Genomic DNA, 26,581 nt, shown 5'->3' on the forward strand with positions numbered 1-26,581 from the left:
AATCGATCCGGTGGGGCGGCATGTTCGCCCCACTCCACCCTATCGAGGCTTGAACAAGATGACCGATAAAGCTCCAGACATTGATTTGAATTTCCCGCTCTCCGGCAAAGTCGCGGTCGTGACAGGCGGTGGATCCGGCATTGGCGCCGCGGTCGCGGCTGCCTTTGCGTCCAAGGGCGCGAAAGTTGCGGTTCTGGATATCAATGCCGATATTGCCACGGCAAAGGCCGCCGAACTCGGCGGCGATGCCAAGCCGTTCGCCTGCGATGTTGCAGATAGCGCCTCCGTCAATAAGGCCATCGCCGATGTCGTGTCGCACTTCGGCCATATCGACATTGCGGTGAACAGCGCCGGCGTGGTCTTTCTCGCGCCCGCCGAAGACCTGTCGGAAGACCATTGGGACAAGACGATCAACATCAATCTCAAAGGCACCTACCTGGTGACCCAGGCGGTTGGCCGGGCGATGATCGCTGCCGGCAAGGGTGGCAAGATCATCAACCTTGCATCGCAGGCCGGCACTGTCGCGATCGAGGAGCACGTCGCCTATTGCGCCTCCAAATTCGGTGTCATCGGCATGTCGAAGACCTTCGCCGCCGAATGGGGCAAGCACGGCATCTGCGTCAACACCATCTCCCCGACCATCGTCCTGACCGAACTCGGCAAAAAGGCCTGGTCCGGCGAAAAGGGCGAGGCGGCGAAAAGGCGCATTCCCGTGGGCCGTTTCGCATTCCCGGAGGAGATCGCGGCGGCGGCCGTTTTCCTCTCCTCTTCGGGAGCAGACATGATCAATGGCGCCGATCTCTTGATCGATGGCGGCTACACAATTCTCTGAGCGCAGGCGCTCGGGCATCCCACAGGAGACATTATGCAACGGTTCATCAACAATCCCGATGAAGTCGTCGAAGACACCGTAAAGGGCTTCGTCAAGGCACATTCGGGGACCGTACGCCTTGCCGAAAACCCGCGTGTGGTCGTCGCGAAAAACGCGCCCCAGGCCGGCAAGGTCGGCGTTATCACCGGCGGCGGTTCCGGCCATGAGCCCGCTTTCATCGGCTATGCTGGCAAGAACATGCTCGACGCCGTCGCCGTCGGCGAGCTCTTCTCTTCGCCGACGGCCAAGAGCTTCTACGACGCCGTTCGCGAAGCCAATGGCGGGCGCGGCGTGATCTGCCTTTACGGCAATTACGCGGGCGACAACATGAACGTGAAGATGGCGATCAAGCTTGCGGCCAAGGATGGCATCGAGGTTGCAACCGTCGTTGCCAATGACGATGTCTGCTCGGCCCCGCCTGAGGAGCGCGAGAAGCGCCGCGGCGTCGCCGGCGAAATCTTCATGTGGAAGATCGGCAGCGCCAAGGCTTCGACGGGCGCCAGTCTCGAAGAAGTACGCGCCATTTCCCAGAGGGCGATCGACAATTGCCGCTCCGTCGGCATCGGTCTCGGCCCCTGCACGCTGCCGGCCGTCGGCCATCCGAATTTCAAGATAGAGCCCGGCACCATGGAAGTGGGTATCGGCCATCACGGTGAGCCTGGGGTTCGCGTGGAGCCGCTGAAAACGGCCGAGGAAATCGCCAAAACCATGAGCCAGATCGTTCTGGACGATCACAATCTTGCTGCCGGTACCGAGGTGGCGGTGCTGGTTTCGGGCCTCGGCGCCACGCCGGTCAACGAGCTCTACATTCTGAACGATACGATTGAAACGCAGATCACCGCGCGTGGCCTCAAGATCTACAAGACTTACGTCGGCAACTATTTCACCTCGCTCGAGATGGTCGGCGCGACACTGACGGTGCTGGCTCTCGACGACGAGATGAAAGAGCTTCTCGACGTCGAAGTCCATTGCACGACATTGCTTTGAGGGAGACAGGTCCATGCAGACATTTAGCAACGCAACGGCTGGCGACATCGTCCTGGCAATGGCCGACCGGATCGTCGAAAATCGCGCCTATCTCAGCGAGATCGACGGTAAGATTGGCGACGGAGACCACGGCGTCAACATGGCCAAGGGCTTCGGCATGGCCGCGGAGCGCATGAAGGGCAAGTATCTGTCGCTTGCCGCATCGCTCGATACGTTGGGCACCGTCCTGATGACCGAGATCGGTGGCTCGATGGGGCCGCTCTACGGTGTGATGTTCATAGAGTTTGCCGAGAAGCTGGAGGGTGTCGACGCCATAGATGGCGCAACCTATAGCCGGATGCTGCATGCGGGCCTTGAAGGCATTCAGGCAATCGGTTCGGCGAAGGTCGGAGACAAGACGCTCCTCGACACGCTCGTTCCGGCAATCGAAGCCTTCGATGGCGCGATTGCTGCTGGAAAGTCGTTTGTCGATGCGCTCGATGCTCTGGTGGCGGCGGCCGACGCGGGCCGGGATTCGACGCTCAATCTGGTGGCGAAGATCGGCCGTGCGAGCCGTCTTGGCGAACGCTCGCTGGGCGTGCTGGATGCCGGAGCGACCTCTTGCGCGATCATATTGAAAGAACTCTCTTTCGGAGCGCGTGATCGGCTTCAATAGGTATCGTGATCTCAAGGCCTTTGTTCGCCCACAGATGGACCTCCCAAGGCTGCGCGATCCCTTTATTGTCAAAGGGGTCGCGCGCCGCCCCTTTCTCTGAAGAAGCATTTGCAAACGTGCTCTATTGCTTCCATCTTCGGACGACAAAAGGGAACCGCGGACAGTCATGACAGGTAAGACATCTTCAGTCGGAAAAACCGGTGTGGGCAAGGCGGGCGTGCCGGAAACATCCGACGTCATGCCGCTGCGCTACGGCGACGATCCCTACGTCTGGGCCTGCTGGCTCTATTATGAGGATGGCAGGACGCAGGGCGATATCGCGGAGATCATGGGCATTTCGCGCGCGACGGTGAACAGCTATCTGGCCGATGCGCGCAGCCGGGGGATTGTGAACATCTCCCTTGAGCCTTCACGGCTGAGCTCGCTTTCGATCGCCATGGAGCTGAAACGTCATTTCGGTTTGCACGACTGTCTGGTCGTCCCCAGCGACGACGGAACGCGGCCGTTGATCGATCGTCTCGGGACAGCGGGTGCTCAGGCCATTGCCAAGCTCTTGAAATCGGGCGATACGCTGGCAGTCGCCTGGGGGCGAACGGTCCTGGCGATCGCCGAGCAGGCTTCCGTGCCCAATCTGCAGGATGTCACCATTGTCCAGGCGACCGGCGGCACGCGGGCGCGCTTTGCCTACACGCCCGAACTCTGTGCGGCGGCTTTTGCCAATGCGGTCGGCGGAAAGCTGATCAATATCACCGCGCCGGCCATCGTCTCGACCGGAGAGGTGCGCGACATCCTGCTGCGGGAGCCGCTGGTGGAAGACCAGTTCGCAACGCTTTCCAAAGCCAACAAGGCGCTATTCGGCATCTCGTCGCTGCGCCCGAATTCGACAATCCACAGCAGCGGATTCTTTGAATCCGTCTCGCTCCAGGACTATCTCGCGAAGAACGCCGTCGGGGTCGTCGCCGGCCGCTTCATCGATCCGAAGGGAGAGCCGGTTGCCGGTCCGCTCGACGACCGGACCATCGGCATATCCCTCGACATGCTGAAGGCGATCGGGCTGCGCATCGCGGTTGCCGGCGGCTTCGACAAGGTGCCCGCGATCCTTGCGGCGCTGCGTGGCGGCTATATCAATGTGCTGATCACCGACGCCGCCACCGGCCGGGGCATCCTCAATGCCGACGGCGTAACGGAGATCGACCAGAAGATTTCGCAGCGCTCCAGAACCGACAATACCGTGCCACTACCCAGCAGCTTTCGCACCCACATCAAGAAGTTCCTGAACAATCCTGATGATGTCGTCGATGAGATGCTTGACGGTATCGTCAAGGCGCATGCCGGCCATGTCGCGCCCATCAAGGGATCCAATCGAGCACTCGTTGCGCGGACAGGACCAAGGCCGGGGAAGGTCGGGCTCGTCATCGGCGGCGGCACCGGCCATGAACCCTGCTTCGTCGGCTATGTTGGCAAGGGCCTCGCCGATGCGGTTGCCGTCGGCAACATCTTTTCGTCACCGCCGCCCACGCCGATCCTTCAATGCGCCAGGGCGGCGTCCGGCGGTGAGGGCGTACTTTTCGTCTATGGCAACTATGCCGGCGACGTGATGAACTTCGAGATGGCCGCCGAGATGGCACAGGAGGAGCGGATCGATGTCCGCACCATCCTCACCACGGACGATATCGCCTCCTCTCCCGTGGAGGACAGGGAAGGCCGCCGTGGCGTTGCGGGAAACTTCTTCATCTTCAAGATTGCCGGAGCCGCCTGTGATCGGGGGCTGTCGCTTGATGCCTGCGAGGCCGCGACGCGCAAGGCCAATGATCGAACCTATACGATGGGTGTTGCGCTTGAGCCCTGCTCGCTGCCCCAGACACGGCGGCACAATTTCGAGATCGGTCCCGATGATATCGAGTTCGGCATGGGCATCCACGGCGAGCGGGGCGTCATCCGCGAGAAGATGATGACTGCGGATGAAATCACCGACCGGGTGATGGACCGCATTTTCGCGGAAATGAAGCCGACGCCCGGCGACCGTGTCGCGGTGTTGATCAATTCCTTCGGGGCAACGCCGCTGATGGAGCTCTACATTCTGTTCAGGCGCGTCGAACAGCGGCTGAGCGCGAAGGACATCAGGATAGAAGCGAGCTGGGTGGGGCATTACTGCACGTCGCTCGACATGGTCGGCGCGTCCATATCGATTTTGCACCTCGATCAGGAATTGACCGAGCTGCTGTACCATCCTTGCGATACCGCCGCCTTGAAGGTGGGATGAAGATGCGAGACGCGAGTCGGAGAAAACCGGCCGCGATCTCCTGGACTGGGAGGAAGATTATGCCGGAAAACGCGGCGCGACATTTGAGCAGCATGTTTCAGCGCATATCCATAGCGATCACCGCGGAGAAGGATCATCTCTCGGAGCTCGACGGCGCGATCGGAGATGCCGACCATGGGATCACCATGGCGCTCGGCTTCATGGCCGTGAATGCCGAGCTGACAAAACTCGACCTGGAGCGAACGCTTCCCTCTGAGGTTTTTACGGTTGCCGCCTCCGCTTTTCTGGATGCCGTCGGCGCCTCCACCGGCCCGCTCTATGCGACCGCATTCCGAAAGGCGGCGCAAGCCCTCAAGCAGGACGAGTCCCTTTCGGACGCTGGCCAGGTTGCAATCGTCGAAGCGATGACGACCGGGATAAAAGAGCGCGGCAAGGGCCAACGCGGCGACAAGACCATGCTGGACGCCTGGATTCCCGCCACGGAAGCGGCCGTCAATGCCCGGGCAAGGCAATGCGGGACGCGGGAGCTTTGGAACAGCATTGTCGAGGCTGCGGAAACCGGCGCGAATTCGACCCGCTCGATGATTGCCGCGCGCGGCAGGGCGGCAAGGCTCGGAGAGCGCTCGCTCGGGCATGTCGATCCAGGCGCGGCATCGGCTGTGATCATCCTGCGCGCCATGGGGGATAGTTTTTCCTCGAGCGGCTGACCTGACGGGTCATTTTGACCAGCGCCGGCTTGTCGAGTTTGGCCATGGTTTGGTCACACGGCATTCACCCATGGAAATATGCGGAACATATCCGCGCCAACAGCCGGCGCTAGAGAACGGTTCACACATGACGCGACAGCTTTCCCCGGAGTATCCGCGTTGCCGAACCGCGACCAAACCTATTACAGGCATCTTTGCCTGTTGATCATCCTGCTTCTTCCCCTTGCGGGCTGCATGACCGTATCGCGCCCGCAATACCGCGCCGACCAATCCTCTGCTGCGGAGGTTCCGGGGTTTCCGGGGGTAAGATCCTATCTCGATGAAGGCTCCAGCTCATGGGAAGACGCCTTTGACTGGCAACCGGCCGCCGCACAAGGAGACGTCAACTACCTGATGATCTCGGGAGGCGGGGCTGGAGGCGCCTTCAGTGCCGGCGTGCTATCGGCATGGACAAAGACAGGCAAACGCCCACGCTTCGATATCGTCAGCGGCGTCAGCACCGGCGCGCTCATCGCTCCCTTCGCCTTTCTTGGATCATCCTATGACGATCTGATCGCGCATCTCTATACGAGCGGCGTCGCAAAAAACCTCGTCGACCGCAGGCTGCTGCCAAACCAGATGCTCGGAAAGAGCCTTTTGCGCGGACGGACGCTTCGCAGCATGGTGGATCAGTACATCACGCAGGACGTCCTCGACGCGGTTGCGAGAGAACATCGAAACGGGCGCAGGCTCCTAGTTCTCACCTCCAATCTCGACTCGCAAAGAGCGGTGGTCTGGAACATGGGCGCGATCGCGGCAAGCGGCCGGCCGGGTGCCCTTCAGCTATTCCGGGGCGTGCTTGTCGCGTCTGCAAGCATTCCCGGCGTATATCCGCCGGTGTTGATCAAAGTGCAGGCGGGAGACCGGCATTTTCAGGAGCTCCATTCCGATGGCGGCTCTTCCTCGCAAATTCTCACCTTTCCGAGCACGGTGCTGGCCTCTGCGTCCCATGCACCTCGGTCGAAGCCTCGGAAACTCAATATTTTCGTGCTCGTCAACAATGCGCTCATGCCCGAATTTTCCAACACCTCGGAACGGACATTGCCCGTCATGGCGCGAGCATACGCCACGCTGATCAAAGCACAGGAGCGCGACGCGCTGATGGCGCTATACGGCTGGGCACGCCGAACCGGCGCGACATTTCATGCTGCCTCAATCGATTGCCAAATTCCCTATGACATCGCTGACCCCTTCAATGATCGTTATATGCGGGCCGTATTCACTTTGGGTGCACGCGAGACATTGAACGGAACCCTTTGGAACGACGTTCCGCTCTTTACCACCGCCACGTCGAATCCCGAGTGCCAATCGGTGCCCACTCAATTGTCAAAGCTTTAGGTAAATCACTGAAATAAAAATGGAAATTTTCTCCGTGAGTTGGGAGATCCGAATGCTATGCGTCAAAATGTTATGATGCTGATTTTAAAGGAAAATTCGGCAGTAGGATTTCCTTATGCTTCCGTCAAAGCTGACCCAAGCAATATGAACATGCCAATCTCGATTGATGGGTCGTCGGTGGACGAAAGGCAGACGTTACGATGCCAGGTTCAAATCCTGCCCCGCAACCAGTTCAATCATAACGCAATCAATCAATTGCCCTGCGGACAGGCAGAAAGATATTGATTGTTTATCAGGAGCATCTGACATTTGCGAGACACGGATCTACGGTTCAGATTCTCTCAAGACCGAAGATTTTGTGAGCCAATGTTGGCCTGCCATTGATCGCGAAGCAGCGACATTAGCAACAAGTCATGTCGGCTGTCGTCACTCACGCGAAGCGCTCCGCGCATTGTGCCTTCTTGGAGGAAGCCGATTTTGCTATAGACGGCTTTTGCACGTGCATTCGAAGGGAGCAGGTCGAGCCAGAAGCGTGCTACATCGTGGATCGAGAAGACCAGACGGCAAATCTGATGCAGAAATGCCGTTCCATGGCCGAGGCCGATCGCGGCCATGGCGATGCGGTGAAGCTGGGCGTTCCCCATATCGTCGTCGTCCAGGCGGACCACTGCGAAACCGACTGGTTCCGCTCCGAGGCGGCACAGAAGATAGTTCGTATTTGGCGCAGCGAGCCGTCGGTGATGTTCGGCTGCGTCATAGCTGCCAACCAGCGCGGCATATCCGGGAAGGCGCTCTACCGACATGATGAAAGGAATGTCCGCTTCGGTGGCATGTGCGATGGAGAGGGGCAATTGAGAAACGCAAGCGTCCATGTCCTCACGGTTTCCGTTCAGCACGTAAGTGGACCAATGCTTTCGAGCGGCGCCTCGCGCCAACCTTCCGTTCGGGTCAGATAGGCCACACTGCGATATCCCGCCGCTGCAATCGCGGCGAGTGACTGGTCAAGACCCACCCCCACGGTCTGCACGCCATGGCTGTCGTCGCCCAGCGTTACCGGAATTCCCGTCTTCCGCGCGCGTTCGAGAATTTGTGGAAGCGGGTAGACCGGCCCATAACCGTTGCGAAAGGCCGCGCAGTTGACATCGAGCGCCGAACCATTGGCCTGGATGGCGTCCAGCGTCCTATCGATAGAGCGGACGACCCGGTCGGAGAAGACAAAGCCGGGTGGATCGTATTTTCGAACGAGATCCAGATGCGCGATGATATCTGGTTTCAATCGCTCAACCATATCTGTCACCTGACCGAAATAGGCCAAGCGCAGTTCCTCCGGACCACCGAGATCGGCAGCCAATGCCGCCGTGTCGTTTGCAGAGTAGTCGAGCCACCGGCCACAGATATCGTGAACGCTGCCGACAATGTAATCGAAAAGGATAAGCGTCACGTAGCTCGGTCATCGCTTCCAACCAGCCTTCAGGCGGCAAGGTCTCGGTCTCGAAGCCAATCAGCAATTCTATCTGTCCGGCTCGCGCCTCGCGCAGTTCGAAGGCACGCTTGATGTAACCCTCGAATGCCGCGGAGGGTATTGCGCCTGACTGTTACAACCCCATTTTGAGTTAGCCGTGGCGCGAACAACGCCAAATTCGCTCGACAGCCTGTGCTCAATAACAACGAAGCCATCTAACTGATCGTATGGTCGCTGATCGACTGCCTAAGCCTGCGAACGTCGCGGACGGGCGGAGCCCCGAATCGCCGCAGATATTCGCGGCTGAATTGAGAGGCGCTCTCATAACCGACCGCATAGGCGACGTCGGAGGCACTATGGTCGCCGGCGAGCAGCAACTGGCGCGCCTCCTGAAGGCGTATCTGCTTCTGATACTGGATCGGGCTCAATCCAGTCAGCGCGAGAAAGTGGCGATGCAGGCTCGCACGGCTCATGCCAGCAGCTTCGCACAGAGCCTCGATCCGCAGCCGCGTATTACCGCGGTCGCGGATCCATTCGACCGCGCGGCGGATGCCGCCGATCGCGCCTTCCGGACGGGCGATGTGGCGCAACAGTCGCCCCTGCGGGCCCTGCAGGAGACGATAAAGCAATTCGCGTTCGGCCATCGGCGCGAGCGCCGGGATGTCCGCAGGCGTGTCGAGCAACGCCAGCAGTCGCAGCAGCGTGTCGCGCAGCGGCGGAATCATCGGATTGATCGCGATGCCGCTGCCTGGCGCGTCCGCGTCGCGCACCGCCGGCATCGTCGATGCGACCTCGGCCAGAAGTGCCGGATCAAGGACTAACGAAATCGCTACATAAGGACTGCCGTCGTCAGCGTCATGGATCTGGCCGCTCAAAGGCAGATCGAGTGCGCTGACCAGATATTGAGACGCGTCGTAGCGCAGGAGGTCGTCGTGGATGGCCACCTCTTTCGATCCCTGCAGAATGAAGCAGATCATCGAGCGGTAGAGACACGGTGACGTTCCTGAGGTCGTTTGTCCTACGCCGATTTCCAGGCGCGGGATCGGCGTCAGGGTCATTCCGGTCCGCCCGTGGCGGAGCGCGATATCGCGAAGGGGATTTAGGTTGTCAGTCATGCCAAGGAGTATGACATCAATCTTCACGCATGCAAAGACCCTGAGACAATCAGGCAAGCAATTGAGAGCATTAGGTGGGGCGTCGGACACAGCAATCGCCTATCTGACTAGCAGCGAAAGCGGCGCCTAAGCGGCGTGCCGTCTGGAAAATCAAATCACAAGGAACGTAGCCATGTCTCAGAAGATCGCACTCATTACTGGTGCCAGCCGCGGCCTCGGTCGCAACATGGCGCTGCATCTCGCCAAGCGTGGTGTGGGCGTCATCGGTACCTACCGAAACAGCGCCGCAGAAGCCCAGACGCTGGTTGACGAGATCGAAGCCCTGGGCGGAAAGGCAGCGATGCTGGTGCTCGACGTCACCGACACGGCAAGCTTTTCTAACTTCACGCAAGCGGTCACCGACGCGCTGCGGACGACCTTTGGCGTAGACCGGTTCGATTATCTGGTGAACAACGGGGGCGAGGGCATTTATGTCATGGTCGCCGACGCGAGCGAGGACCAGTTCGACCAGATGGTCGACATGCACCTGCGCGGGCCGCTGTTCCTGACCCAGAAACTGCTGCCGCTGATCGTCGACGGCGGGCGCATCCTCAACGTGTCCTCAGGCTTTGTTCGCACGACGATGGCAGGCTACGGCCTCTACGGCGCCGCCAAGGCGGCGATGCAGACGCTGACCAAGTTCATGGCGGTCGAACTGGGCGCACGCCAGATCCGCGTCAACGCGATCGCGCCGGGCGCCATCGCCACCGACTTCGGCGGCGGCAGGGTGCGCGACGACAAGCATATCAACGACTTCGTTGCCGGTAACATAGCGCTCGGCCGCGTCGGCCAGCCCGACGATATCGGTGGCGCGGTCGCCGCAATCCTGTCCGATGATCTCGGTTGGGCCAATGGCACGACGTTCGACGTGTCGGGCGGCCAGTCGCTCTGATCTCTGTTCCAGCACATCGAGACACCGTCATGACCGAGCAAAACCTCACTCTTGTCAGCCACCCGCTGTGCCCATTCGTCCAGCGTGCCGCGATCGTCCTCCTCGAAAAGGGGGTGGCGTTCGACCGGGTCAACGTCGATCTATCGGCCAAGCCTGACTGGTTTCTGGCCCTGTCGCCGACCGGCAAGGTGCCGGTGCTAAAGGTACGCCAGCCGAACGGTGAGGAGGCGATCCTCTTCGAAAGTGTGGTGATCTGCGAATATCTGAACGAGAAGCAGGGCGGCGCGGCGATGTATCCCGACGATGCATTGCTGCGTGCCCGGCATCGCGCCTGGATCGAATTCGCCACCCAGACCTTTGCGGAGGGCTGGCAGTTCCTCCACGCCAAGGACATGGCGACCGCCGACGCTAAGCGGGCCGCCTTCCGTGATCGGCTGAGCAAGATCGAGGCCGAACTGGGCGACGGCCCGTATTTCGCCGGCGCGAACTTTGGCCTGGTCGATGCCGTCTACGCACCGCTGTTCCGCTATTTCGGGATCATCGATCCGGAAGTGGCGGACCCGATCTTTGCTGGCCTGCCACGTGTGACGGCGTGGCGCGCGGCACTTGCCGAGCGATCCAGCGTCAAGAACGCCGTGATCGACACCTATCCCGACCTGTTTCGCGACCACCTGCGCCAGCAAGGCGCGATGATCGCGGCTTAACAACCATAATTCCAAGGAGTGATATCATGACCGACCCATCCAATAGCGCGCTGATCCTGATTGAATATGTCAACGACTGGCTCTCCCCGACCGGCGGCATTTATCCGGTGTTTCAGGACCGGGAGCAGGTCGACACCGCTATCGCCAATTCGAAGATCATCCTCAAAGAGGCCCGCCGTCGCGGCCTGCACGTGATCCACGCAGCGCTGAAGTTCGAGCCGACCTTCAAGGTGCTGGGCGAGGCCAAGTACGGCCTGCGTAAGATGACGCGCGACCATGGCGCGTTCCTGGGCGAGCAGGCCGATTTCTTCCCCGGCTTCGCGCCGGCGGAAGGCGAGCATGTCGTTCGCGAGCGCGCCGGCGGCAGCAGCGTCTTCGTCGGAACCACGCTCGACGGCTACCTGCGCAACAATGGCATCTTCGACATCTACCTCGCTGGCTTCTCGCTGCGCCAGTGCGTCGAGTCTTCGATGCGCAATGCCCATGACCTCGGCTACCACACCAATGTCATCTACGACGCGTCAGCCGGCTATACCCGCAAGCAACAGGACGACTTCGTGGCCGAGATCGCACCCTTCTACGCCAACGCGATCACCACGCAGGAATTCGTGTCGCATGAGTGAAATACCACCGCCCGGCCCTTTCAGGGTCGGGCCTTGGTTTATCAAAGCTTCGGAGGCAATACGATGATTGGATTGATGGTCGAACTCGCAGTCACGCCTGACAGCGGTGCAGCATTCGAACGTGCCTTCGCCGTTCAGGCGGCTGCGGTACAGGCCAACGAACCGGGCAACCGCCTGTACGAACTGTTCAAGTCGACCAATCTGTCCGACAGCTACACGCTCGTTGAAATCTACAAGGATGATGCCGCGCTTCAGGCGCACCGCGCATCGCCGCACATGGCGGCCAATCGACCGCTGACCGCGCCCTTTCTGGCGGGGCTGTCATTTGGCACTAAATTGTAAGAATGCGCCAGTTCATTCAAGGTTCGGCATCTAAAGGGTTAGACCTGCGCTTGGCAGCCATCGGCGAAGAGTTCGGCGCCGTTGACGAAGCTCGCATCGTCAGAGGCGAGGAACAGGGTCGCCTTTGCGATTTCCTCGGATTCGCCGACGCGGCCGAGCGGGATGCGCGAGGCGAGATAGTCGAGCAGGCCCTGCTGCTGTTCCTTGTCGTCACCGACAAGTTCGACGAGGCCGGGAGTGCGTGTCGCGCCGGGCGAAACGACGTTGACGCGAATGCCGGTGCCCTTCAGGTCAAGTGCCCAAGAGCGGGCGAGGTTGCGGACTGCCGCCTTCGAGGCGGAGTAGACGGAGAAGGCAGCCGTGCCTTCGGTGCCAGCGGTCGAGCCGGTCAGCACGACCGAGGAGCCCTTGCCCAAAAGCGGAAGCGCTTTCTGGACGGTAAAGATGACGGCCTTCACGTTGCGGCCGAAGGTGTCGTCGACCTGCTCTTCGGTGATCTGGCCGAGCGGAAGCATCGTGCCGCCGCCGGCGTTGACGACGAGAGTGTCGAGACGGCCATGCTCCACCTTCACCTGGGCGAAAAGCTTGTCGAGATCCTCATTCTTCGCAGAGTCGGCCTGTACGCCGACCGCGCCACGACCGATCGCGGCCACTGCCTTGTCGAGTGCATCCTTGCGGCGGCCGGTGATGTAGACGCGTGCGCCCTCGGCGGCGAAAAGCTTGGCGGTCGAAAGGCCGATGCCGCTGGTTGCTCCGGTGACGACGGCGATCTTGTTTTCAAGTCTTTTGGTCATTTTACTCTCCTGATGCTGGGCGCGCGAAAGGGTTCAGCCCGAATGCGCGGCCTGTTGAAGTTCAGAAACTGTTCGGGAGGTGGCGTTGGCTGTTGGTCTCGTCGCCGTCCGATGAGGAGAAGTTAGTTCGTCAGGCCGGCGGCGAGAAGCCGCTCAGGATGGAGACATTATCCATATGCATGGATGGTCTCCGTCGCCACATTGCGTCGCGCGTCGACCGCTTCGAATACCTTCGTCGCCCACTCCGTGAAGGCGCGAAGCCGCGGGTTTGGAAATCGGTCGGCGGGGTAGACTAGGTGCAGCGGATGATTGTCGGGCTTCCACTCAGGCAACAGTTCGACCAGCGCCCCGCTCTCGAAATGCGGTCTTGCGAGGAAGCCGAAGCTCTGGCCGATCCCCAGCCCTGACAGCAGCGCGTTCAGATGCGCGGTGCTCTCGTTGACCGAAATACCGGCGGAGGTCGGGAGATATTCGCTTCGCTCATCTCCGCGCTGGAACCGCAATGGAAACCTCTTTCCCGATGATGCGGAGAAGTAGCTGACGATCCGATGCGCCTGAATATCATCGGGCCGCTGCGGCAACTCCAGGCCATCCAGATAAGCGGGCGACGCGCAAATCACGTAATCCAGTTCGCACAACTTTCGCGCCTTCATCGACGAGTCACTAAGCGATCCGCCGCGAATGACGCAATCGATCCCCTCACTGACGACGTCGGCGGGGCGATCGCTGACGCCGAGCATGAGATCGATATCGGGATACTGGCTCTGAAAATCGGAGAGCGAGGGGATGAGGATCTGATTTGCCAGCACTGAGCCGATGTCCACGCGCAGCTTTCCTTTGGGCGCGCTGCGGGAGCCGGCGACAGTGCCGTCCATGTCATCGAGATCGGCGAGGAGCTTGAGCGCACGCTCGTGATAGGCGACGCCTTCGGTGGTCATTGTGACGGACCGCGTGGTGCGCTCTACCAGCTTTGTCCCGAGATGAGCCTCAAGATCCTGCACGAGCTTGCTGACCGAGGACCGAGGCAGGTTCATGGTATCCGCCGCCTTGGCGAAAGAGCCGGCTTCGGCGACGCGGACAAATGTTTTAATTGCGAGTATCTGATCCACGGGAAGCCTGCATGATCGCGTTCGTTGAGATAGAAACTACACCCGACAGATGACACAGGCCATGCAAGTTATTGCTCCAGCTGGATGATTTTGCGACGTTTATAGGCTTATGCGCTAAGCCTGCGAGGCAATACACCGGGTTTGGGATCGTATACTGCTTTCGGCTCGGCATGGCCGGTCCCGACGCTATCGCTTATGGGTCAAACCCCAATTTTTCAGACGCTTAGGTTCGTGTCGGTGTCGTTGGTTCACATCCTATCAAGGCGACGAATTGTTTTTTTAAAAGACTAATCCTGTCCTGGGCTCAAGGTTTGGAGAGACTTGCTCCATGTCGCACGCTGGCGCCGAGCGGGCTTGGTAGTCGCGATCAACGCCGGTTGTGGACCACGGGTATCCGTCTTGTTGAACGAGCGGCAGCTATGCCGCGAGCAACCTTAGAATACTTGGAGCCCCAATCGGACAGAAGGGCCATGTCCTCGCACTTAGCCACTCTCACGGGATCGGCGTAGGGTCGAGGCTCTCTCAAACCTCGACCGGCGCCCTTTCTTCTTTCTGTTTGGACGTGGTGATCGGTATGGTGAAATCCAAGACCATCCGTCCCTCAACCTTGCCGGCCTTGAGCTTGGCAAAGATCGCGTTGATGTCGTTCAAGGGCACCTTGGTGATATCCGCCTTCACCTTGCCCTCGACTGCAAAGGCAATGGCCTCGTCGAGGTCACGGCGTGTCCCGACGATCGAACCTCGTAAAGTGATACGCTTGAGCACAACGTCGAAGATCGGCGTCGGGAATTCCCCCGGCGGCAGGCCGACGAGGGCGATTGTGCCTTTGCGGCGCACCATCTGGAGTGCCTGGGAGAAGGCGGGTGGCGAGACGGCTGTTACCAGAATGCCGTGGGCACCGCCGCCCGTCGCCTTCAGGACATCGGCAATTGCGTCCGGTGACCGGGCATCTATCACGACATCGGCACCGGTTGCGCGTGCCAAAGTGAGTTTCTCTGGTGTGACATCGAGTGCCACGATCTTAAGGCCCATCGCCTTGGCATATTGGATTGCGACATGGCCGAGGCCACCGATGCCGGAAATTGCCACCCATTCTCCCGGACGGGCCTCGGTCTCCTTCAATCCTTTATAGGTGGTGACGCCAGCGCACAGGATCGGTGCGATCTGCGCAAAATCAACGTTAGCCGGAAGCCGCGCGGTGAACGCTGCCGAGGCGATGACATATTCGGCAAAGCCGCCATCACAGCTGTAGCCGGTATCATGCTGGTGCTCGCACAAGGTCTCCCAGCCTGTTTCGCAATATTCGCACCGCATGCAGGCGTCATGCAGCCAAGCGACGCCGACCGGATCGCCCAGTTTGAAATCTGTCACGCCCTGGCCAAGCGCTGCGACGATACCGGCAACTTCATGGCCAGGAATGAATGGCGGCGATGGTTTCACGGGCCAGTCGCCATCAGCGGCGTGGAGGTCCGTATGGCAGACACCGCAGGCAATGACCTTGACGAGAAGCTCACCGGGCCCAGGAACCGGTACGGGCACGCTTTCAATCACAAGCGGCTCACCAAAACGGTGCACGACCGCCGCCATCATCGTCTTTGTAATCATCGCCCGTCTCCTTCATCCGTTTCTACGTTGATGAGGTGAGACTAGGCGCGCCGACAATGGCCGCTATGACATAGATCAAAGCTTGATACGCAGTCCGGTGACAACTTCATGAGAATAGGCCCAGTGGATCTCCGAGCTCCTGGGACCTCGCGCAACGAGCAAGGAAGTCATCATGACATATGCAACTACGAATCCTTACACCGGCGAAGTACTGAAGGTTTTTCCGAACGCCACCGACGCCGAAGTCAAGCTGGCCATCGATAACGCTCACGCCACGTTCCTGTCCTGGAAGGAAACAGCATTCGCCGAACGCGCCAAGGTGATGCAAAGCGCAGCGCACATCCTGCGTAACGACATTCAGGCCTACGCCGAATTGCTGACGATCGAGATGGGCAAGCTACTTTCAGAAGCTAAAGCGGAAGTCGAGCTGTCGGCCGATATTTTCGAATATTACGCCAGAAATGCCGAGAAACTACTGGCGCCCCAGAGACTGGCTGTGACCAATCCTGCCGAGGGCGAAGCGATGATCGTGCATGATCCACTAGGCGTGCTGCTTGCGATCGAGCCCTGGAATTTCCCCTATTACCAGATCGCCCGCATCATCGCGCCGCAATTGTCCGCGGGCAACACGATGCTGCTCAAACATGCCTCCAATGTTCCCCAGAGTGCTGCCGCCTTTGAAAAACTGATGTGGGAGGCTGGCTTGCCGAATGGGGCTTTCAAGAACCTCTATGCGACGCGCTCGCAGGTCGAACTTATTCTCAATGATCCGCGCGTTCATGGCGTCGCACTCACTGGGTCGGAGGGCGCTGGGGCAATCGTCGCGGCGCAGGCGGGCAAGGCTCTGAAGAAATCCACAATGGAACTCGGCGGCGCTGACGCCTTCGTGGTGCTGGCCGACGCTGATCTGGAGAAGACGACAAAGTGGGCGGTCTTCGGCCGTCATTGGAACGGCGGTCAGGTCTGCGTTTCCTCCAAGCGAATGATCATCGTCGACAAGGTCTACGATCAGTTCCTCGAACGCTACTCGGTTGGCGTGGCGCGTTTGCGTGCGGGCGATCCCTTCGACCCCGCGACCACTCTGGCTCCGTTGTCCTCGCAGGCCGCAGCCGATGAGATCAAGGACAAGATCCGGCAGGCGGTTAGCCATGGCGCAAAGGCGACCGAGGTTGGTCCCAAGGTTCCGAACAGAGGCGCCTTCGTTCAGCCGACGATATTGACCGAGATTGCCGACGACAGTCCGGCCCGCTACTGGGAATTCTTTGGCCCGGTCTCGATGCTGTTCCGTGCCAAGGACGAAGATGATGCCGTGCGCATCGCCAATGACTCACCGTTCGGTCTGGGCGGTTCAGTCTTCACGTCCGACCCCAAGCATGGTGTGGAAGTGGCCAAGAAGATTTCGACCGGCATGGTGTTCGTCAACCATCCGACGATGGTCAAGGCCGACCTCCCATTTGGCGGCATACGTCGTTCCGGCTACGGCCGTGAACTGCTCGGCCTGGGCATCAAGGAGTTCGTCAATCATAAGCTGATCGATGTCGTCGACATCGACGCAGAGTTTTGATCTCAGTTGGCAGACAGCTCTCGGAATTGCGGTGTCATCGGTACTGCAATTCTGAGAAGTCCTTGGAATATTCGAGTTGGATCAGGATCGGCTCGAGCTTACAATAACATCAGCAGCCACGCTGGACAGTTGTATCACTCGCGCACGACAATTGTGCCGGGAGGAGATCGTCAACGAGGCGGTCGAACTGGCAAGCAATCCCCAAAACCTGCCCTATCACTGAAATCGACCAGCGTTTCTGGCTTGTCCACCGGTCTGTTGCGATGACATAAGATCCTTATCACCATCGTTGCCGCACGTAAAAAAGGGCAGCTTTTTTGTCGACCCATGCTCCTCAAGGAACCGACTTCCTAAGCCGGTCCCTTGATAAAGCATCACTTCAGGACAAACGGTACCCATTGCTGTCATAGGGCCATTTCCAATTGCTGATTTCCGGCATGTCCTCGCCGTATTGGCGGATATAGCGACCGTGTTCTTCGAGCTTGTCGCGGAAAAGGTTGATCACATCCATCGCCTTCTCCCTCAGACCCGGCACACGCTCGATCGCCTCGATGGCAAGATGGTAGCGGTCGAGCTCGTTGAGAACGGTCATGTCGAACGGCGTCGTCGTCGTTCCCTCCTCGATGAAGCCGCGGACATGGATATTGCCGTGGTTGGTGCGCCGGTAGGTCAGGCGGTGGATCAGATAAGGGTAGCCGTGATAGGCGAAGATGACCGGCCGATCCGGTGTGAACAACTTGTCGAAGACCGCGTCGGCGAGACCATGCGGGTGCTGTTCCTTTGACTGCAGCGCCATCAGGTCGACAACGTTGACCACGCGGATCGACAGTTCCGGAATGTTCTGGCGGAGAAGATCGACGGCGGCGAGCATTTCCATGGTGGGGACATCGCCGGCGCAGGCCATGACGACATCGGGTTCGACCGCGCCCTGTTCGTTTCCAGCCCACTCCCAGATGCCAATACCGGCCTCGCAATGCTTGATGGCTTCATCCATCGACAGCCATTGCGGCTCCGGCTGTTTGCCGGCAACGATCACGTTGATGCGGTCATAAGTCTTCAGGCAATGGTCGCCGGTCCAAAGCAATGTGTTGGCATCCGGCGGCAGGTAGATGCGCACGGTATCGGCTCTTTTGTTGGCGACTAGATCGATGAAGCCGGGGTCCTGGTGGCTGAAGCCATTATGGTCCTGCCGCCAGACATGCGACGTCAGCAGGTAGTTCAGCGAGGAAATCGGCTTTCGCCACGGCAGCTCTCGCGACACCTTTAGCCACTTGGCGTGCTGATTGAACATGGAATCAATAATATGGATGAATGCTTCATAGCAGGAGAATAGGCCGTGGCGGCCGGTCAACAGATAGCCCTCTAGCCAACCCTGGCACAGATGCTCGCTAAGCACCTCCATCACCCGTCCGTCAGGCGCAAGGCTCACGTCATAGGGCTTTATTTCCTCCATCCACACGCGGTCGGTCACTTCGAAGACGCTACCGAGGCGGTTGGACTCCGTCTCATCGGGGCCGAAGATGCGGAAATTGGTATGATCGCTATTGAGGGTCAGGATATCGCGCAGATAATGGCCGAGGACTTCGGTCGATTGCGCCATTGTTCTGCCGCGCTCTTTGACGGCGACCGCATAGGCGCGGATATTAGGCACAATAAGCTCTCGGCGCAAAAGGCCGCCATTGGCATGGGGATTGGCGCCCATGCGGCGCTTGGCCGTCGGTGCCAGTGCGCGCAGCTCCTCTTTCAAGCGCCCGTCCGTGTCGAAGAGATCCTGCGGATCATAGCTTCGCATCCAGTCTTCCAGGATCTGCCGGTGGCTGGCATCCTTGCGGCAATTGGAAACCGGCACTTGATGCGCTCGCCAGAAGCCCTCGACCTTCTTGCCGTCCACTTCCTTCGGTCCGGTCCAACCCTTTGGACTTCTGAACACGATCATCGGCCAGCGCGGGCAGAAATTGCCCGGCATGCCGGTGCGGGCCTCGGCCTGGATGGCGCGGATGCGATCGAAGACCTGTTCGAAGGTAGCGGCCATAGCCTGATGCATCTGATGCGGGTCCGATCCTTCGACGAAGAAGGGTTCGTAGCCGTAGCCGATGAAGAGGTGACGCAGATCCTCTTCGGTGTCGCGGCCAAGGATGGTGGGATTGGCGATCTTGTAGCCATTGAGATGCAGGATCGGCAGCACCGCGCCATCGCGGGCCGGATTGAGAAACTTGTTGGAGTGCCAGCTGGCGGCAAGCGGGCCGGTTTCCGCTTCACCGTCGCCAATGACACAGGCGGCGATCAGATCAGGATTGTCGAAGACGGCGCCGTAGGCATGCACCAGAGCATAGCCGAGTTCGCCGCCTTCATGGATCGATCCGGGTGTTTCAGGCGCCGCGTGGCTCGGAATGCCGCCGGGAAAGGAGAACTGGCGGAACAGCTTGTGCATGCCGGACGTATCCGTGGAAATATCCGGATAGATCTCGCTATAGGTGCCTTCGAGATAGGTGTTGGCGACCATGCCCGGGCCACCATGGCCGGGGCCGCAAATATAGATGATATCGAGATCGCGATTGCGGATGATCCGGTTGAGATGAGCATATATGAAGTTGAGCCCTGGGGTCGTGCCCCAATGGCCAAGCAGGCGCGGCTTGATATGCTCGGCTTTCAGCGGCTCGCGCAGCAGCGGATTGTCGAGCAGGTAGATCTGGCCGACGGAGAGGTAATTGGCAGCTCGCCAATAGCGGTTGATGAGATCGAGCTCGGTGTCGTCGAGCGGATGCGTAAACGTGGCGGCTGGCTGCTTTTCCATGGGACTGCTCCAATTCGATATGGTCGTTCGTCAGATTACTGCGAACGACACGATGGGCTGTTGATCTGGATCACTCGGCCGCCAGAACCGAGAAGGCTTCATTGGCAATGATCTGCTCCTCGTCCGTTGCAATGACGAACGCTGCGACAGAGCTGGCCGATGTGCTGACGATGGTTGCGTTGGCTGCATTTGCCTCGCTATCAAGGGCAAGGCCCATCCACCGCAGGCGGTCGCAGATCGCGGCACGGATTTCCGGCTGATGCTCGCCGATCCCCGCGGTGAAGACGATGCCGTCCAGGCCGCCGAGCGTTGCCGTCATGCGGCCGATTTCGCCGGCAATGCGCAGGGTAAAAAGATCGATCGCTTCCCGCGCCGCCACGCGCTCGTCCTTTAGCAGATCGCGCGTGTCGCCGCTGATACCCGAAACGCCGAGCAGGCCGGAGCGATGATAGAACATGTCCTCAATGTTTCGCAGGGTCCGGCCTTTCGGCCCGAGAAGATGCAACACCACGCCGGGATCGAGAGCGCCGCAGCGTGTTGCCATCGGAATGCCGTCGAGCGTTGAAAACCCCATGCTACAGTCGCGGCTTTTACCGCCATCGAGGGCGCAGAGGCTGGCGCCGCTGCCAAGATGTGCGACAATCACTTTACCTGCCGCAATCTTCGGCGCGCGTCGCCCCAATTCCGCGGCGATGAAAGCATAGGAAAGACCATGAAAACCGTAGCGCTTGATCCCGTGATCGTGCAAGGCGCGGGGCAGGGCAAATCGGCGAACGAGGTCACTTTGGGTTGCGTGGAAGGCTGTGTCGAAGGAGGCCGTCTGTGCGAGCGTCGGCCGCAGGTGTTGGACTGCGCGGATCAGGCGGAGCGCCTGGGGCTGATGCAAAGGGGCAAGCGCGGTCAACCCGTCTATATCGCTGATGCTGGCCTCGTCGAGACGAACTGGGCCTGCGAACCGATCGCCGCCATGAACAACGCGATGGCCGGCGGCACGCACGGCATCCATGTCGAAATGCCTGCCGAGCACTTCAAATGTTTCGGAGATGACATTCCGCAGATCCACCCCGTCTTCGGCATGCAGGGAAGTGTCGAAGACGGCTGGTCCTTCTGTCAGGTGAAACGACAACGGACGCCTGCCGAAGTCGATCAAGCCCTTACCGATACGACGTGCCTCGTTCGCATTGCACTGGAATAGACCGATCTTGATGGTTGAAGAGCCCGTGTTGAACGTAAGCAGCAGGTTCGCGTCCGTCATGATGTTTCCTTCGGTTTGGAAATCAGTTTCCCAACGATAAGCCGAGAGTGATCGGCTACGGCGGAACATTGAGCCGGGTTTTCCACACGGCCTAGAGTGCTTGAGAACTGGCATCGTATCTACGGCTGGCAGGCGCGGATGGCATTGACCCATATCAAGCTGTCCGATGCTCGCGATTCGTCTTCGATCAGCAGTCTTGACCAAGATCAAGGCGGAGCATTCGCTGTGGTTTAAACTCACACCAATCGAAGTGGTTCAAACACGAGGTGTGATCATGCAAGTAAAAACCATTCTGAGTGTCATCGGTGTCGATCAGAACGATGACGATCTGCGTTCCGCAATCGAACTTTGCAGCGCAGTCGAGGCGCATCTTTCCGTGCTGATCACGGTGCTCGCCATTCCTCCCATTGGCGGAAATGGTGAGGTAGTCTCGACCGTATGGGTTGAGGAACGTGAGCGTGAGATGGAAGTGCTCGACCGGAAGGTCGCAAGTGCGAAGACTTTGCTGCAGTCGAGCGGCATCTCGTTTGATGTGGACAGCCTGTTTACCGAATCTGGATGGGCGGATAACGAAATCGGCGAACGGGCACGCTATGTCGATCTGACATTGATCGGCGGCGGCCTGCTGGCTAAGGACGATATGCGGTGGCCAATACTGAACGGCGCACTGTTTCAGTCGCCGTCTCCGATCTTCGTCGTGCCAAAAGGATATTCAGCCTCGCTTCGTCCAAGCACGGTGCTTGTTGCCTGGGACTCCCGCAATGAGGCGAGCCAGGCAGTCCGTGCTGCGATGGAACAGTTGACGGGAGCGGTAAATGTGTGTGTCGCCATTGTCGATCCGTACGCCTCGATCCGCAGCAATGGCGAGGAGCCGGGCGCTGATGTCGCTGCCTTCCTTGCGCGCCATGGAGTTCGGGTATCGGTCGATGTTCTGGCAAGCGGTGGTCGTTCTGTCGCCGACGTCTTGCGGCAACACGCTACGGATATCGGGGCCGAACTGATTGTCATGGGTGCTTACGGACATTCGCGCATGCGGGAATGGATTTTTGGAGGTGTGACGCGCTCGATGCTCGAAACGACTCCGATCCCCCTGCTGATGACGCGATGACATCAAGCCGGGTGCGCCGTCTTGCGCTCTCCAGTTCGGTGTTTTTCGGCGCATGAAAGGATGGGAGATGGTTGGTACCTATGTGATTGCGGCGTTGCGGCCTGATCAGATCGCACAAGCCTATCCTCTCATTCAAGCAGTTGTCCCAACTCTTGACATGCAAGCATGGCATCGGATGGCATCCAATGCTCGCCGCCACGAAGAGATTCTCGTGGTCATCAACTCGCGCGAATATATACAGGGGCTCAGTATATTCCGGCATGGCGATCATCCGGTCGTGGGATCGCTTCTTGACGTCATCTTTCTCATTGTCGCGAGTTCGGCCGATGAACGCGGGGTCACGGGTATGTTGTACTCGGCGATCAGATCGCGGGCTAGAGAGCTTAAATGCGCGCGGATTCGATTCTGGAGCCAGAATTCACAGAATTGGTCGCGGATGCGGGATGAGGCGCAATTCAACCGCGTGGATCATGGGCTGATGGTGTACTCCAACGACCAAGACTGATGAGATCTAGGTTCCGAAATGATTCTTGTCACACCTTGCCGGTGAACACGTAGCCGACACCGCGTATGGATTTGATCAATTGCGGACGCGCGGGATCCGTTTCGATCTTCTTGCGCAATCGTGCGATCTGGGCGTCGATCGTTCGGTCAAAGGCTTCCAGATTGCGCCCGCGTGTGAGGTCCATCAGCAATTCGCGGCTGAGAACACGTCCAGCATGCCGCGCGAAAACGACAAGAATATCGAATTCACCGGTGGTGAGCTCGATCTCATGCCCCTCCGCCGCCAGGAGTTGCCGCTTGCCGGTATCGAGTTGCCAACCCTCGAAGCGGATGACGTCGTCCGGATTCTTGTCGGGGCTCCTGATTGCCGGTTGGCGGCGGCGAAGGATCGATTTCAGGCGCGCGTGTACTTCGCGAAGATGAAAGGGCTTGGCGATATAATCGTCGGCGCCGACCTCGATCCCAACAATCCTGTCCACAACGTCGTCGCGGCCGGTGAGCATGATGATCGGCACATCCGATTGCGCACGAATCTCGCGGGCGAGATCCAGTCCGTCCTTCCCGCCGGGCAGAACCCAGTCCAGCAGGATGGCATCGAAATTCTCTTGTTGCAAACAGGCCCGCATTTCCAAGCCGTTCGACGCCGTGCTTACGGCATATCCCTCGTCCTCGAAATACCGTGTCAGCATTTGCCGGATTCTTGGGTCGTCGTCTACAACCAGAACATGTTCGCGCCGCTGTTGATCCGGGGCCATTGCAAATCGGTTCCAGTAAAGACGGGCTGCGCCCTGTGACAATCCGTTACAAAACTGCACCGTTTCTAACACGCCCGGCATTCGGCTGTCACCCGGAAGCAGTCATCTATCCGACATCGAAAAGGTATTTGAGAGGGATTGTCATGCTGTCGGCAAATCATGCAGTACAGGCTCAGAACTACAATGAAATTGCTGTCGTTTGCGGCGCAGACCCGATCTGTCTGCAATCGCTCTTCAGGAAGCTGCCGGTGGAACAGCTCGAGACCGGTAGGTCGTTGTTTTTCGAAGGCGATCCGGCAAAACATCTTTTTGAGCTGGTCGAGGGTGTTCTGCGCATCGTCAAGATCATGGCGGACGGCAGGCGCGTCATCACCGGCTTTCTGTTTCCCGGCGACCTTGTCGGCGTGTCGCTCAGAAACCATTATCTCTATAGCGCCGAAGCTGTGACCCCGGCTAAGCTTCGTCGCTTCTCCCGCAAAACTTTTGAGGATATCGTCAGCGGTTCGCCAGAGTTGAGGCCGCAGCTATTTGCCCGGCTTTGCGACGAAATGGCCGCGGCTCAGGATCAGATGGTGTTGTTGTCGTGCAAGAATGCCGAGGAGAGGCTCTGCAGTTTCCTGTTGCAACAGCTTCGGCGCAAGCAGGAGCAAGACCGTTCGGCCAGCGTTGTGGATCTGCCGATGACCCGCCTCGATATCGCCGACTATCTCGGCCTGACGATCGAAACGATCTCCAGGACCGTGACGAAATTGACGAACAGGGGCATTATCAACCCAGTAGGTCGTCATTCCATCCACATTGCAAAACCGGGAATGCTCGCGCATCTTGCGGGCGATGGGGAGGAGTGCCACGACGGTAATTCGTCTGTCGTAGTTTTTGACAGTGCGCGCCGGCGCCACTAACCGGACACAAATGGAAGTGACATGAACGAGCAGCCGCCACGGCAACAAGTTGCCGAGAATAGACTGGATGAGATCGCTGAAGTCCTCGACAGTGCGAACATTATCGTTCATGGATTCGATGGTGTGATCAGCCGATGGACGACAGGCTGCGAACGGCTCTACGGCTGGAGCCGGCAGGAAGCAATCGGTCAAGTGGTTCACGAACTGCTGGCAACCGTCTTCCCGGAACCTCTCGACAAAATACGCGACAAGATTGCGCGACAGGTTGATTGGCAAGGAGAGCTCATTCATCACGGCAGGGACGGCAAGCCTATTGTTGTTGCCAGCCGGTGGGTTGTGGCGTCCTCTGTGGACCCGGCTCGGCCGGTCATTGTCCAGACCAATACCGATATCAGTGACTTGAAACGAATTCAGGCGGATCTGGCTGAGCGAGAGGCACATTTGCGGTCGATCCTCGCGACTGTCCCTGAATCGATGGTTGTCATCGACGAAGGCGGTACGATCGCCTCCTTCAGTTCCGCTGCCGAGAAGCTGTTCGGATATTCGGCGGAAGAGGTTTATGGAAAGAATGTTCGTATGCTGATGCCCTCGCCGGATCGCGAGGCACATGACGGTTACCTCTCGCACTATCTGACGACCGGCGAACGGCGCATCATCGGCTATGGTCGCGTCGTCAGCGGACAACGCAAGGATGGCACGGTCTTCCCGATGGAGCTGTCGGTCGGCGAAGCCATCGCCAATGGCAAACGCATCTTTACCGGATTTGTGCGTGACCTGACCAGCCGTCACAAGATCGAAGAGGAGTTGCGGCAATCACAAAAGATGGAAGCCGTCGGCCAACTGACCGGTGGACTGGCGCACGACTTCAACAATCTGCTCACTGTCATCAGCGGCAATCTGGAAATGATCGAAGCAAGACTTCAAGATCCGAAGCTGCTTTCACTGGTTTTGGAGGCGCAGGCTGCGGCAGATGACGGCGCTAAGCTGACCGGCCAGCTCCTGGCGTTCGGCCGCCGCCAGCCGCTCAATCCAAAGCTCGTGGACATCGGACAGCTCGTGTCCAGCTTTTCCGATCTTCTGCGGCGCACGCTTGGCGAGACGATCGAATTGCGAACGGTCGTTACCGGCTCCATGAACGAGGCGCTTGTCGACGGATCCCAATTGCAGAACGCTCTTCTCAACCTTGTGCTCAACGCGCGGGACGCAATGCCACGCGGCGGCTTCCTCTCCATCGAGATTTCTCCGGTACGGCTCGATGCTGATTATGCTCAGATGTATCCGCAGGTCCGCACCGGCGAGTATGTGCTGATTTCCGTGACCGATACCGGCGTTGGAATGTCGAGCGAGACCCAGGAACATGCTTTCGAACCTTTCTTCACTACGAAAGGCATGGGGGCGGGGACGGGCCTTGGCCTCAGCATGGTCTATGGCTTTGCCAAGCAATCTGGAGGTCATGTCCAACTTTACAGCGAGATTGGGCAGGGGACGAGCATCCGGATCTTCTTACCAGCGCTAAAGGCACGGGCAGCAAAGGAGCCGCCACGCGCGGCAGAGGATAAGAAGCTCCAGATTCCCAAGGGTTTCGAACGCATCCTCGTTGTCGAGGACGACGCGCGGGTTCGCCGCGTCGCCGTCTCTCGGCTTCTTGATGCGGGCTATAGCGTCATCGAGGCGACGAATGGCGCCGAAGCTCTAGCGGCTTTCCAGGAAAATCCGGACATCGCCCTGCTGTTCACTGATGTCGTGATGCCTGGCGGCATGGCCGGTGACGAACTGGCGCACAAAGTTCGGGCATTGCGGCCGGAAATCAAGGTGCTTTTTACATCCGGCTATGCCGAGCCTACGATCGCCGGCCGAGAGTTGGCGGAGGCGGGCAGCTGGTTGAAGAAGCCCTATACCGCCCGGGAATTGGCCATTCGCCTGCGCGAACTCCTCGATTGATCTTCTTAAATTTTTGAGAGGCTGCACGGCAGCGCCGTGACATGCCTTGTTGGTTGTTAATTGGCGGCCGGGCTGCGTGTCCGACCGCCTGCACATTATCCGCGCTTGTTCTTTTTGGCGTTATCGTCGACGAGTTCGTACCACATCGCGTTGAGGACAGCGAAGGCGGCGGCAAGCGGGAAGCCGAGGAGCCAGGCGAAATACCACATGTTC

General features: G+C 59.2%; 25 protein-coding genes. 15 read left to right on the forward strand and 10 right to left on the reverse strand.

The window, feature by feature from the left end; all coding sequences use genetic code 11:
* The first annotated feature begins 58 nt into the window (after nucleotides 1-58).
* From RRH01S_RS08595 to RRH01S_RS08625, 6 genes are all read left to right on the forward strand, one after another.
* Nucleotides 59-832 carry an SDR family oxidoreductase gene (locus RRH01S_RS08595; protein WP_012649348.1) on the forward strand — a complete coding sequence of 258 codons (774 nt, stop codon included), beginning with the start codon at nucleotides 59-61 and terminating at the stop codon, nucleotides 830-832.
* A 33-nt stretch (nucleotides 833-865) separates the two neighbouring features.
* On the forward strand, nucleotides 866-1,858 hold the full coding sequence (locus tag RRH01S_RS08600) for a dihydroxyacetone kinase subunit DhaK (RefSeq protein ID WP_042470937.1): 993 nt from the start codon (nucleotides 866-868) through the stop codon (nucleotides 1,856-1,858).
* 13 nt (nucleotides 1,859-1,871) lie between these two features.
* Nucleotides 1,872-2,513: a dihydroxyacetone kinase subunit DhaL gene (dhaL, locus tag RRH01S_RS08605; RefSeq protein ID WP_042470940.1), complete on the forward strand. Its 642-nt coding sequence runs from the start codon at nucleotides 1,872-1,874 to the stop codon at nucleotides 2,511-2,513.
* Nucleotides 2,514-2,679: 166 nt separating this feature from the next.
* A complete protein-coding gene (locus tag RRH01S_RS33395) occupies nucleotides 2,680-4,776 on the forward strand; it encodes a bifunctional sugar-binding transcriptional regulator/dihydroxyacetone kinase subunit DhaK (protein WP_080705419.1) in 2,097 nt (698 codons plus the stop codon).
* Between the two features lie 59 nt (nucleotides 4,777-4,835).
* The gene (gene dhaL / locus RRH01S_RS08620) at nucleotides 4,836-5,483 is read left to right on the forward strand and encodes a dihydroxyacetone kinase subunit DhaL (RefSeq protein WP_012649352.1); all 648 of its coding nucleotides are present in this window, start codon (nucleotides 4,836-4,838) and stop codon (nucleotides 5,481-5,483) included.
* Nucleotides 5,484-5,642: 159 nt separating this feature from the next.
* Nucleotides 5,643-6,860: a patatin-like phospholipase family protein gene (locus RRH01S_RS08625; protein WP_080705420.1), complete on the forward strand. Its 1,218-nt coding sequence runs from the start codon at nucleotides 5,643-5,645 to the stop codon at nucleotides 6,858-6,860.
* A 341-nt stretch (nucleotides 6,861-7,201) separates the two neighbouring features.
* Here the strand turns inward: RRH01S_RS08625 and RRH01S_RS08630 are convergent, their stop codons facing one another.
* The 3 genes from RRH01S_RS08630 to RRH01S_RS08640 all read right to left on the reverse strand — a co-directional run bounded on the left by RRH01S_RS08630 (nucleotide 7,202) and on the right by RRH01S_RS08640 (nucleotide 9,437).
* A complete protein-coding gene (locus RRH01S_RS08630; RefSeq protein WP_012649354.1) occupies nucleotides 7,202-7,732 on the reverse strand; it encodes a GNAT family N-acetyltransferase in 531 nt (176 codons plus the stop codon).
* A gap of 17 nt (nucleotides 7,733-7,749) precedes the next feature.
* Nucleotides 7,750-8,301 carry a histidinol-phosphatase HisJ family protein gene (locus RRH01S_RS08635; protein WP_012649355.1) on the reverse strand — a complete coding sequence of 184 codons (552 nt, stop codon included), beginning with the start codon at nucleotides 8,299-8,301 and terminating at the stop codon, nucleotides 7,750-7,752.
* Nucleotides 8,302-8,537: 236 nt separating this feature from the next.
* On the reverse strand, nucleotides 8,538-9,437 hold the full coding sequence (locus RRH01S_RS08640; RefSeq protein ID WP_034522342.1) for an AraC family transcriptional regulator: 900 nt from the start codon (nucleotides 9,435-9,437) through the stop codon (nucleotides 8,538-8,540).
* A 172-nt stretch (nucleotides 9,438-9,609) separates the two neighbouring features.
* Here RRH01S_RS08640 and RRH01S_RS08645 point away from each other — a divergent pair, with 172 nt between their 5' ends.
* From RRH01S_RS08645 to RRH01S_RS08660, 4 genes are all read left to right on the forward strand, one after another.
* Entirely contained in the window at nucleotides 9,610-10,368 is a 759-nt protein-coding gene (locus tag RRH01S_RS08645; RefSeq protein ID WP_012649357.1) for an SDR family NAD(P)-dependent oxidoreductase, read from the forward strand.
* 29 nt (nucleotides 10,369-10,397) lie between these two features.
* Nucleotides 10,398-11,072 (forward strand): glutathione S-transferase family protein, encoded by a 675-nt coding sequence (locus tag RRH01S_RS08650; RefSeq protein ID WP_012649358.1) that lies wholly within the window; start codon nucleotides 10,398-10,400, stop codon nucleotides 11,070-11,072.
* A 26-nt stretch (nucleotides 11,073-11,098) separates the two neighbouring features.
* The gene (locus RRH01S_RS08655) at nucleotides 11,099-11,695 is read left to right on the forward strand and encodes a cysteine hydrolase family protein (RefSeq protein ID WP_042470945.1); all 597 of its coding nucleotides are present in this window, start codon (nucleotides 11,099-11,101) and stop codon (nucleotides 11,693-11,695) included.
* 63 nt (nucleotides 11,696-11,758) lie between these two features.
* The gene (locus RRH01S_RS08660; protein ID WP_012649360.1) at nucleotides 11,759-12,037 is read left to right on the forward strand and encodes a putative quinol monooxygenase; all 279 of its coding nucleotides are present in this window, start codon (nucleotides 11,759-11,761) and stop codon (nucleotides 12,035-12,037) included.
* 38 nt (nucleotides 12,038-12,075) lie between these two features.
* Here the strand turns inward: RRH01S_RS08660 and RRH01S_RS08665 are convergent, their stop codons facing one another.
* The 3 genes from RRH01S_RS08665 to adhP form a co-directional block, all read right to left on the reverse strand.
* A complete protein-coding gene (locus tag RRH01S_RS08665; protein WP_042470948.1) occupies nucleotides 12,076-12,831 on the reverse strand; it encodes an SDR family NAD(P)-dependent oxidoreductase in 756 nt (251 codons plus the stop codon).
* 167 nt (nucleotides 12,832-12,998) lie between these two features.
* Nucleotides 12,999-13,940, reverse strand: a complete 942-nt coding sequence (locus tag RRH01S_RS08670; RefSeq protein ID WP_012649362.1) for a LysR family transcriptional regulator — start codon at nucleotides 13,938-13,940, stop codon at nucleotides 12,999-13,001.
* 522 nt (nucleotides 13,941-14,462) lie between these two features.
* Complete coding sequence (gene adhP / locus RRH01S_RS08675; RefSeq protein WP_012649376.1) at nucleotides 14,463-15,545, reverse strand: alcohol dehydrogenase AdhP; 1,083 nt, start codon at nucleotides 15,543-15,545, stop codon at nucleotides 14,463-14,465.
* A gap of 172 nt (nucleotides 15,546-15,717) precedes the next feature.
* On the opposite strand from adhP, the gene RRH01S_RS08680 reads away from it, so the two are divergent.
* Complete coding sequence (locus RRH01S_RS08680; protein WP_037222067.1) at nucleotides 15,718-17,109, forward strand: NAD-dependent succinate-semialdehyde dehydrogenase; 1,392 nt, start codon at nucleotides 15,718-15,720, stop codon at nucleotides 17,107-17,109.
* A gap of 379 nt (nucleotides 17,110-17,488) precedes the next feature.
* On the opposite strand, the gene RRH01S_RS08685 is transcribed toward RRH01S_RS08680, so the two are convergent.
* A complete protein-coding gene (locus RRH01S_RS08685; protein WP_037222068.1) occupies nucleotides 17,489-19,903 on the reverse strand; it encodes a phosphoketolase family protein in 2,415 nt (804 codons plus the stop codon).
* Nucleotides 19,904-19,973: 70 nt separating this feature from the next.
* Nucleotides 19,974-21,158 (reverse strand): acetate/propionate family kinase, encoded by a 1,185-nt coding sequence (locus tag RRH01S_RS08690; protein ID WP_037222126.1) that lies wholly within the window; start codon nucleotides 21,156-21,158, stop codon nucleotides 19,974-19,976.
* A 196-nt stretch (nucleotides 21,159-21,354) separates the two neighbouring features.
* Here RRH01S_RS08690 and RRH01S_RS08695 point away from each other — a divergent pair, with 196 nt between their 5' ends.
* Both RRH01S_RS08695 and RRH01S_RS08700 read left to right on the forward strand, forming a co-directional pair.
* A complete protein-coding gene (locus tag RRH01S_RS08695) occupies nucleotides 21,355-22,266 on the forward strand; it encodes a universal stress protein (RefSeq protein ID WP_374188748.1) in 912 nt (303 codons plus the stop codon).
* Nucleotides 22,267-22,333: 67 nt separating this feature from the next.
* On the forward strand, nucleotides 22,334-22,771 hold the full coding sequence (locus RRH01S_RS08700) for a hypothetical protein (protein ID WP_037222070.1): 438 nt from the start codon (nucleotides 22,334-22,336) through the stop codon (nucleotides 22,769-22,771).
* A gap of 28 nt (nucleotides 22,772-22,799) precedes the next feature.
* Here the strand turns inward: RRH01S_RS08700 and RRH01S_RS08705 are convergent, their stop codons facing one another.
* Nucleotides 22,800-23,525: a response regulator gene (locus RRH01S_RS08705; RefSeq protein WP_012649381.1), complete on the reverse strand. Its 726-nt coding sequence runs from the start codon at nucleotides 23,523-23,525 to the stop codon at nucleotides 22,800-22,802.
* A gap of 143 nt (nucleotides 23,526-23,668) precedes the next feature.
* Here RRH01S_RS08705 and RRH01S_RS08710 point away from each other — a divergent pair, with 143 nt between their 5' ends.
* Nucleotides 23,669-24,427 (forward strand): Crp/Fnr family transcriptional regulator, encoded by a 759-nt coding sequence (locus tag RRH01S_RS08710; protein ID WP_037222072.1) that lies wholly within the window; start codon nucleotides 23,669-23,671, stop codon nucleotides 24,425-24,427.
* A gap of 21 nt (nucleotides 24,428-24,448) precedes the next feature.
* Nucleotides 24,449-26,368, forward strand: a complete 1,920-nt coding sequence (locus RRH01S_RS08715; protein ID WP_037222075.1) for a hybrid sensor histidine kinase/response regulator — start codon at nucleotides 24,449-24,451, stop codon at nucleotides 26,366-26,368.
* A gap of 95 nt (nucleotides 26,369-26,463) precedes the next feature.
* Here the strand turns inward: RRH01S_RS08715 and cydX are convergent, their stop codons facing one another.
* Complete coding sequence (gene cydX / locus RRH01S_RS33400) at nucleotides 26,464-26,577, reverse strand: cytochrome bd-I oxidase subunit CydX (protein ID WP_012649384.1); 114 nt, start codon at nucleotides 26,575-26,577, stop codon at nucleotides 26,464-26,466.
* Nucleotides 26,578-26,581 lie beyond the last annotated feature (4 nt).

It is taken from the genome of Rhizobium rhizogenes NBRC 13257, assembly GCF_000696095.1.
GTDB lineage: Bacteria > Pseudomonadota > Alphaproteobacteria > Rhizobiales > Rhizobiaceae > Rhizobium > Rhizobium rhizogenes.